The organism is Methylibium sp. T29 (genome assembly GCF_000576205.1).
Taxonomy (GTDB): Bacteria; Pseudomonadota; Gammaproteobacteria; order Burkholderiales; family Burkholderiaceae_C; genus Methylibium; species Methylibium petroleiphilum.
Genome location: NZ_AZND01000198.1, coordinates 1 through 6245, shown reverse-complemented (window position 1 = coordinate 6245; position 6245 = coordinate 1). Strand labels below are relative to the sequence as shown.

7 protein-coding genes are annotated in these 6245 nt (G+C 70.7%); 3 read left to right on the top strand and 4 right to left on the bottom strand.

Going from position 1 to position 6245, the window contains the following annotated elements:
* On the top strand, nt 1–615 hold a 615-nt coding region (locus x551_RS17225; protein WP_036249740.1), incomplete at its 5' end, for an amidase family protein.
* A gap of 3 nt (nt 616–618) precedes the next feature.
* On the opposite strand, the gene x551_RS17220 is transcribed toward x551_RS17225, so the two are convergent.
* From x551_RS17220 to x551_RS17210, 3 genes are read right to left on the bottom strand one after another with little or no spacing between them, the layout of a single operon-like run.
* The gene (locus tag x551_RS17220; protein ID WP_152543556.1) at nt 619–1359 is read right to left on the bottom strand and encodes a hypothetical protein; all 741 of its coding nucleotides are present in this window, start codon (nt 1357–1359) and stop codon (nt 619–621) included.
* 54 nt (nt 1360–1413) lie between these two features.
* The gene (locus x551_RS17215; protein WP_036235065.1) at nt 1414–2100 is read right to left on the bottom strand and encodes a VOC family protein; all 687 of its coding nucleotides are present in this window, start codon (nt 2098–2100) and stop codon (nt 1414–1416) included.
* Nucleotides 2101–2110: 10 nt separating this feature from the next.
* Entirely contained in the window at nt 2111–3187 is a 1077-nt protein-coding gene (locus x551_RS17210) for a phosphotransferase (RefSeq protein WP_051495874.1), read from the bottom strand.
* A 130-nt stretch (nt 3188–3317) separates the two neighbouring features.
* On the opposite strand from x551_RS17210, the gene x551_RS17205 reads away from it, so the two are divergent.
* On the top strand, nt 3318–4247 hold the full coding sequence (locus x551_RS17205; RefSeq protein ID WP_011828578.1) for an ABC transporter ATP-binding protein: 930 nt from the start codon (nt 3318–3320) through the stop codon (nt 4245–4247).
* 2 nt (nt 4248–4249) lie between these two features.
* Nucleotides 4250–5011, top strand: coding sequence for an ABC transporter permease (locus x551_RS17200; RefSeq protein ID WP_036235073.1), 762 nt, complete (start codon nt 4250–4252; stop codon nt 5009–5011).
* Nucleotides 5012–5018: 7 nt separating this feature from the next.
* Here the strand turns inward: x551_RS17200 and x551_RS17195 are convergent.
* The coding region (locus x551_RS17195) for a glycerate kinase (RefSeq protein ID WP_036249736.1) at nt 5019–6245 on the bottom strand (1227 nt) is incomplete at its 5' end.

Sequence of the window (6245 nt, the reverse complement as noted above, 5' to 3'; positions counted from 1 at the left end):
CCGAGCCACCGGGGTGGCCGCACCGATCCGCGCGTGGCCGCCGCGGTACGGCGGGCCGCCGCGGCGCTGGCCGATGCCGGCTACGAGGTGACCGAGATCTGCCCGCCGCGCTACGAGGACGCGATCACCGCCTGGGCGCAACTGCTGTTCGGCGACTTCGAGGCGATGACGCCGCAGCTGCTGCCGATGATGGGGCGCGACGGCGCAGCCTTCTGGGAGATGCTGCGCGCCATCATGCCGCCGTGGGCCGACACCGCGGCGGTGTCCGAGCTGTTCATGCGCCGCGACGGCATCGCGCGCGACTGGTCGCGCTTCATGGCGACGTACCCGCTGCTGCTGTCGCCGACCTGGTCGCAACTGCCGTTCGAACCCGGCTTCGACTGCGCCTCGCCCGCTGGCGCCGCCGACACCGCGGAGATGATCCGTCCGGTGCTGCCGGCCAATCTGATGGGCCTGCCCTCGGCCTGCGTGCCGGCGGACCGCGACGAGGCCACCGGCCTGCCGATCGGCGTGCTGCTGACCGGCCGGCGTTTCCGCGAGGACCAGTGCCTCGATGCCGCCGAAGCGATCGAGCGGCGCTTCGCGCTCGCCACGCCCATAGACCCCGTCGGCTGAGACTCAGAGGTCGACCGGCAGCTCCAGGTGCTGCCGGTAGATGAAGTCGCGGTGCTCGCCGAGGATGGGGACCGCGGCGGCCCTCACCACCGGGTCGCCGGTCGTGTACACGGCACGGAACAGCGGCGTCATCGCGCACAGGTCCTGCGGCAATGGCGAGACCAGCGCGTAGGCGCAGGCGGCATAAAGGTCCAGCGCGGTGAGCGAGGCCCCCACGCAGTAGCGGCTGCCGCGCTCGCGTTGCGATCGCAGCCGGTCGGCCAGCAGGCCCATCACCTCGGCGCAGCGAGCGGGCGCCGCCGCCGCGGCAGCGTCGCCGTACCCGTACTTCCGGCCGAGGAACCTGAAGCTCTCGCGGATCTCCGGCGGCTGATCGGGGCCGGAGAAGTCGCGCACCATCAGGTGCCGCCGGTTCCACACGAAGCCGTTCTCGCCGAAGATCTCGTTTGCCAGGCCGAACATCAGCATCCGCTCGTCGACATCGCGCGGGATCAGCGCCGGCTCCGGCGCCAGCCGCTCGAACAGATACAGCTGTTCGATCCACGTCGACCGCGGTGGCTCCTCGTTCCACACCGCGACCGGCGCGGTGGCCTGCGCGGTCCAGCGGATCAGCGGCAGGTTGGAACCGAGCAGCTCCTGCCTCACCTTCACGTGCGCGAGCTTCTTGACGTGCAGGATCGCCTTGGCCGCCTCGCTCCACGGGCCGGGCACGCCCGGCGTGAGCACCACGCGCAGGCCGGGCATCCCGACCGCGTCCTCCACGTGACGTAGTGCGCCATGCGATGGGCCTCGGTGGACTCAGCGATCGACCGGCGGCACGTGACCGCCGAGCGATCCGCGCGCGGAGATCTCGATCCAGTTCCCGTCGGGGTCCGCGACGAAACCGTAGCGCGCGACCGTGCCGAAGGTGACCGGGTCGCGCGCCACGCTTCCGCCGCGCGCCACGATCTCCTGCATCGCCAGGTCGGCATCGTCGATCTGGACGGTGAGGTAGCGGAACGCCAGGCCGACGAAATCGTTGCAGGGTCGCCCGCCCGGGCCGGGCGTGACGAACAGCAGCGTGTCGCCGCAGCGCGCCACGTCGTCGGCGACGCGGTCGAACGCCATCGCCTCGGTGTAGAAGCGCATCAGCCGCGCGGTGTCCGGCGTGCGCACCGTGATGCCGATGCCCACCACGCCATCGGTGCCGCTCGGCACCACGCGGACCGCGTCGCCGTCCGGGTGCCGGCCTTCGTAGCGGCGCGCATCGGGGCCCGCGATCGTCAGGCCGACGTAGCCGGTCGGCGGCTGCCCGGGCAGCGGCGTCGGGTAGTGGTTCACCTTGACGACGGAGCCGTGGGCGTCGTAGCGGTGCTGGACGGTGCCGTTGCCGAAGTCGAGCTCATGGTCGAGGCGCAGGCCCACGGTGTCCGACCAGAAGCTGCGCTGCTGCGCGATCTGGTTGGTGAACAGGCCGATGTCCAGGTGCGGCTTGAGCAGGCGCATGGCCGGTCCCTCAGGCGCCCAGCGTGTCGAGCGCGTGGTTGTCGATCGCCTGGTGCGCGCCACCGGTGATCATGTGCGCGAACAGGCGGTCGCCCCGTTCGGTGCGCTTGACGATCACCGTCGCGGCGATCGCGACCGCGAGCACCGCGAAGCTGTAGTGCCGGTAGTCGGCCATCGCGTGGTCGAAGCTGTAGTCCTGCACGCCGTGGGCGCAGAGTGCCTCGTGGTAGCCGGCGAGCAGCGAGCGCTCGTGCTTGCGGCGCGTCTCGCGGTCGAACGCTCCCCCCAGGAAATAGGCGGTGTCCATGCCGGTCCCGAGGAAGTTGCTGGTCTGCCAGTCGACGATCGCGACCCGGCCCCCCGCGGGATGGAACAGCATGTTGTCGGGCCGGAAGTCGCAGTGCGAGTAGCACTTGGGCAGCGGCCGCGGCCGGTTCCAGTGCGCGTGGTGACGGACGTAGCGCTCGCAGACATCGGTGACCTCGGCGGACAGCACGCCGTCGTAGGTGCGCTTGAAATAGTCCCACGACGACTCGATCAGCTCGGTGGTGTAGAAGCCCTGCGCGCCTTCGGGCACGTAGAGCCAGGGCTGCTTCATCAGCTCGAGGTCGTTCCAGTAGGCCGCGTGGAGCCGGGCCGCCTCCGACAGCGCACGGCGCGCCTCGTCGACGCTGCAGCCGCGCATCTGGTCACCGGGCCGGGCCGGCGCCAGGTCCTCGAACAGCAGCACGAAATCGTTGGCGGCATCGATCTCCGCGACGTAGGTCCGCGGCACGTGGATGCCGGCCTTCGCGGCCGCCTCCCGGTAGAACATGACCTCCGAGCGGTAGAAGCCCATCGACCGCCCGGTCTCCGCCGCCGTGGCATTGGCGGACGGGAACTTGCCGACCACCGACTTCGGCGCGTCGGGCGGCGGCGTGCCGGCGTACTCGAGGTGGAAGCGCCGGGTCTCGCCGAGCTGTCCGGTGCCCACCGACTCCATCACCAGTCCGGCGACCCGGGCGTTCACGCCCCCGGCGGCCAACGCGGCCGTGATCCACGCAGGGGTCACCGCCTCGGGCGGCACGATGGCGACAGGCTGGCTCATGGGCAGGTCTCTCCGGGTTGCTCGCGGCGCAGCTTAGGGCGCGGGCACGCTGAAAGATGGCTCATTCCGGACACCGCGCTTGCCCAGGCGTGACAGGCAGCCTGGGCAGGCTGCGGCTATCCTCGTCCCGATGCAGCACATCCTCACGGCCACAGGCGTCTCCAAGACCTACCGCTCGGGCTTCCACGCGCTCAAGGGCATCGACCTGGCGATCCGCCCCGGCGAGATCTTCGCGCTGCTGGGACCCAACGGCGCCGGCAAGACCACGCTGATCAGCATCGTCTGCGGCATCGTCAATGCGAGCAGCGGCCGCATCGAAGTCGACGGGCACGACATCGTTCGCGACTACCGCGCCGCACGCTCGCTGATCGGCCTCGTGCCCCAGGAGCTGACGACCGACGCCTTCGAATCGGTGTGGAACACGGTGTCCTTCAGCCGCGGCCTGTTCGGCAAGCCGCCGGACCCGGCGCACATCGAGAAGGTGCTGAAGGCGCTGTCGTTGTGGGACAAGAAGGACAGCAAGATCATGGCGCTGTCGGGTGGCATGAAGCGACGGCTGATGATCGCCAAGGCGCTGTCGCACGAGCCGCGCATCCTCTTCCTGGACGAGCCGACCGCCGGCGTCGACGTGACGCTGCGGCGCGACATGTGGCAGCTGGTCCGCGAGCTGCGCGCCACCGGCGTGACCATCATCCTGACCACGCACTACATCGAGGAAGCCGAGGAGATGGCCGACCGCATCGGCATCATCAACAAGGGCGAGCTGGTCCTCGTCGAGCAGAAGGCCGAGCTGATGCGCAAGCTCGGCCGCAAGCAGCTGACACTGCAGCTGACGGCGCGGCTGGCGCAGGTGCCGCCCGCGCTGGCCGCCTACGCGCTCACGCTGTCGGCCGACGGCCTGGAGCTGACCTACACCTACGACACGCAGAGCGGGCGCGCCGGCATCGCCGCGCTGCTGGACGCGCTGAGCGGGCTGGGGATCGCCTTCAAGGACCTGCACACGACGCAGAGCTCCCTGGAAGACATCTTCGTCGGCCTGATCGAGGACAACACCCCATGAGCATGAACCTGCACGCGGTGCGCGCGATCTACCGCTTCGAGATGGCGCGCGCGTGGCGCACGCTGATGCAGAGCGTGATCTCGCCGGTGATCTCCACCTCGCTGTACTTCGTGGTGTTCGGTGCGGCGATCGGCGCGCGCATTCCCGAAGTGGACGGCGTCAGCTACGGCGCCTTCATCGTGCCGGGGCTGGTGATGCTGTCGCTGCTGACGCAGAGCATCTCGAACGCCTCGTTCGGCATCTACTTTCCCAAGTTCACCGGCACGATCTACGAGCTGCTGTCGGCGCCGGTCTCGGCCTTCGAGATCGTGCTGAGCTACGTGGGCGCCGCGGCCACCAAGTCGGTCGTGCTCGGGCTCATCATCCTGGCCACCGCCTGGCTGTTCGTGCCGCTGCGCATCGAGCACCCGGTCTGGATGCTGCTGTTCCTGGTGCTGACGGCGGTGACCTTCAGCCTGTTCGGCTTCATCATCGGCATCTGGGCCGACGGCTTCGAGAAGCTGCAGGTGGTGCCGCTGCTGATCGTCACGCCGCTCACCTTCCTGGGTGGCAGCTTCTATTCGATCGGCATGCTGCCGCCGTTCTGGCAGACGGTGGCGCTGTTCAACCCGGTGGTCTACCTGGTGAGCGGCTTCCGCTGGAGCTTCTACGGCACGGCCGACGTGCACATCGCACTGAGCCTGGGCATGACCTTCGCTTTCCTCGCCGGCTCGCTGGCCGTCGTGGCCTGGATCTTCCGCACCGGCTACCGGCTGAAGACCTGACGCGCGTTCAGGCGCCGGCCGGGCCCTCGATCAGCACCGCCCGGAAGTCGTTCACGTTGGTCAGCGTCGGGCCGGTGACCACCGAATCGCCCAGCGCCTGGAAGAAGCCGTGGCCGTCGTTGTCGTCGAGGCTGGCGCGCGGGCGCAGGCCGAGCGCCCAGGCACGCGCCAGCGTGTCGGGCGCGGCGCAGGCGCCGGCGATCTCCTCGACGCCGTCGACGCCGTCGGTGTCGCCCGCGATCGCATGCACGCCGGGCAGGCCGTCCAGCGCGATGGCGAGCGACAGCAGGAACTCGACATTGCGGCCGCCGCGGCCCCGGCCTTTCAAGGTGACCGTGGTCTCGCCGCCCGACAGCAGCACGCAGGGCGGGCGGAACGGCTGGCCGTGCAGCGCCACCTGCCTTGCGATGCCGGCGATGGCCTTGCCAACCTCGCGTGCCTCGCCCTCGAGGCTGTCGCCCAGGATGTAGGGCGTGAGGCCGGCGTCGCGCGCGACCCGCGCCGCCGCCTCGAGCGCGATCCGCGGCGCGGTGATGAGCCGCGTCTCGCTGCGTGCCAGGCGGGGATCGTGCGGCTTGACGGTCTCGCCGTCGCCGCTTTCCAGCAGCGCGCGCACCGCCGGCGGCAGCGCGATCCGGTAGCGCTGCACGATGGCCAGCGCGTCGGCACAGGTGGTCGGGTCGGCCACGGTCGGGCCCGATGCGATGTCGATCGGGTTGTCGCCCGGCACGTCGGAGACCAGCAGGCTCACCAGCCGGGCCGGGTGGCAGGCGGCGGCCAGCCGCCCGCCCTTCAGCGACGACAGGTGCCGACGCACGCAGTTCATCTCGGAGATCGTCGCGCCGCTCTCCAGCAGTGCGGTGTTGACGGCCTGCTTGTCGGCCAGCGTGAGCCCGGGGCCCGGCGCCACCAGCAGCGAGGAGCCACCGCCGGAGATGAGAGCGATCACCAGGTCGTCGGCGCGCAGATCGCTCACCAGCGCACGGATGCGTTCGGCCGCGCGCAGCCCGGCGGCGTCGGGCACCGGGTGGGCGGCCTCGACGATCTCGATGCGCTCGCAGGGCACCGCATAGCCGTAGCGGGTGACCACCAGGCCCTGCAGCGGGCCGTCCCAGTGCTGCTCCAGCACCCGCGCCATCGCGGCCGAGGCCTTGCCGGCGCCGATCACGAAGGTGCGGCCCGCCGGCTTCTCGGGCAGGTGGGCCGGCAGGCACAGCGCCGGCTGCGCCGCGGC

Excerpts from the sequence above, each read along its gene's own strand:
- x551_RS17205 (WP_011828578.1), top strand. The coding sequence starts at position 3,318 with ATGCAGCACATCCTCACGGCCACAGGCGTCTCCAAGACCTACCGCTCG.
- x551_RS17200 (WP_036235073.1), top strand. The coding sequence starts at position 4,250 with ATGAACCTGCACGCGGTGCGCGCGATCTACCGCTTCGAGATGGCGCGC.
- x551_RS17220 (WP_152543556.1), bottom strand. The coding sequence starts at position 1,359 with ATGCCCGGCCTGCGCGTGGTGCTCACGCCGGGCGTGCCCGGCCCGTGG.
- x551_RS17215 (WP_036235065.1), bottom strand. The coding sequence starts at position 2,100 with ATGCGCCTGCTCAAGCCGCACCTGGACATCGGCCTGTTCACCAACCAG.
- x551_RS17210 (WP_051495874.1), bottom strand. The coding sequence starts at position 3,187 with ATGAGCCAGCCTGTCGCCATCGTGCCGCCCGAGGCGGTGACCCCTGCG.